Annotated in this window: 1 protein-coding gene and 1 pseudogene; both read right to left on the reverse strand. The window is 67.4% G+C overall.

Features of this window, described 5'->3' with window-relative positions:
* Window positions 1–685, reverse strand: a pseudogene (locus JK359_RS38430) (Fe-S oxidoreductase); the annotation flags it as partial.
* 145 nt (window positions 686–830) lie between these two features.
* Complete coding sequence (locus JK359_RS38435; protein ID WP_201844369.1) at window positions 831–1700, reverse strand: AfsR/SARP family transcriptional regulator; 870 nt, start codon at window positions 1698–1700, stop codon at window positions 831–833.
* Window positions 1701–2026 lie beyond the last annotated feature (326 nt).

Here is a 2026-nt window from a genome sequence, read left to right on the forward strand (position 1 = left end):
ACACCGTGATCATCCAGATGAACGAGGTCGCGATCTTCAGGCCGGCGAAGAAGTAGACGAGGTTCTCCAGGGTGGACTGGCTCATTCCCCGGAACCAGGCGACCAGGGGGTAGGAGACGAAGAGCGACGCCTCGTAGTGGTCGACGTGGTGCAGAGCGCCCTCGAGGGCGTGCAGCACCATGATGCAGGTGCCGACGACCAGGATGACGGTCTCGACGAAGTAGGCCTGGCCGGTGTTGGAGCCGGCGAAGCGGGACTTGCGGCCCGGCTTGTTCGGCCTGCTCAGCTGCCGGATGACGATCAGGGCCAGGATGCCGGCCACGGTCATCGTGCCGATGAACTCGACGAAGATGTTGTACGGCGCCCAGTCCCCGACGACCGGAAGCACCCAGTCGGGCTGGAAGAGCTGGCCGGTGGCGTTGACGAGAGTCTGGAGCAGTGTGTAGAAGCCCACCGCCACGAACCAGTGCGCCACTCCGATGACGCCCCAGCGGTTCATCCGGGTGTGGGCGACGAACTCCCTGACCAGGGTGACGGTGCGGTGGTAGGGATTGTTGGTCCGCAGGTTTTCGGGGACGGGCTGGCCCAGCCGTATGAAGTTGAAGATCTGCAGGAGGGCGCGGCCGAACAGCGCGAAGCCGACCACCATAAGGGTCAGCGACACGATGATCGCGACGAGTTGCATGAGTGGGCTCCTCGAACCGACGAAAGTCAGTTACTAAGCGGTAACTTAACCATTTGGTCTGAGGCTACCCACTTATCGCGCCACACTGCAGCCAGAATCGCGGTGATCTGCGCCTCTGCTCAACAAACGCCTCTCGTCCGGCGGTTCACGCGTACCGGGCGCTGCCCGCACGGGCGGGGGCGAGCGGAGCCATGGCGGGCACCGGCGACTCCGGGGCCAGCGGGCTCTCGGGCGCGGCCACGAGTATCGACTGCTGCAGCCGGCGCAGCCGCGCCGAGGGCTCCAGGCCCAGCTCCTGCACGAGGGTGCCGCGCAGGCGGTGGTAGACCTCGAGGGCCTCGCCTCGCCGGCCCGAGCGGTGCAGGGCCAGCATGAACTGGGCGTGCAGGTTCTCGTGGGTGCGGTAACGGCTGGTCAGCACGGTCAGCTCGGCGAGCAGTTCGCGGTGGCGGCCGAGCCGGAGGTCGGCCTCGATGCGCTGGTCGAGGGCGCACAGCCGGCTCTCATCCAGCCGCTTGGCCTCCATCTCCAGTCGCGCACCGGTCTGCACGTCGGCGAAGGCCGGACCGGTCCACAGGTCGAGCGCCTCGCGCAGCAGACGCGAGGCGTCCTTGAAGTCGCCGGCGTCCATGGCGCGATAGCCCATGCCCGCCAGCCGCTCGAACTCCCGGACGTCGCTCTCCCCGCCGCCGGAAACGAGCATGTACCCGCCCGGCGCGGTGACGAGGACGTCCTTGGCGGTGCGCCGCGGGGCCGACTCGGGCTCCGTGGACGCCTCCTGCTCCAGCGCCGAGCCGATGAGGTCGCGCAGCTGCAGGACGTAGGTCTGCAGCGTGGTGCGCGCGCTGCGCGGCGGCCGGCCGGCCCACAGCTCGTCGGTGAGAGCGAAGACCGGCACCACCTGGTCGGCGTGCAGCGCCAGGAGGGCGAGCACCTGCCGGGGCTTCGGCGCAGTAGGGGCGATGGACACCCCGTTCTCCCTGACGTCCAAGATCCCCAGTACGTCGATCTGCATGCCGTTGCCCCCTAGGTGAGTGTGCTGCCGAACCGGCACCTCACGAGTACAAAACAGTCCGGACGGTTTGTCAATACCAAACCACGTGCGCTGTTTTGATTCATCCTAGAGCGTTCGGTCAACCTCTCCGCGTGCAAGCCTCTGACGTGAGTGTTCGTTCAACTCACCGGCAGCGGGCGGTAAGAACCGTGTACAGGCGTTCCCTCGAACTCCCGTCGAAGCCCCCTCGACAAACGGGCCGTCAGCAGGAAACGGCAGACGCCCCGGTCGGCGATAACAGACCATTCGCGCTGCCGGCCGCGTCGATCGCCGGGGCGGACCCGCTC

The organism is Streptomyces actinomycinicus, from assembly GCF_016741775.1.
Taxonomy (GTDB): Bacteria; Actinomycetota; Actinomycetes; order Streptomycetales; family Streptomycetaceae; genus Streptomyces; species Streptomyces actinomycinicus.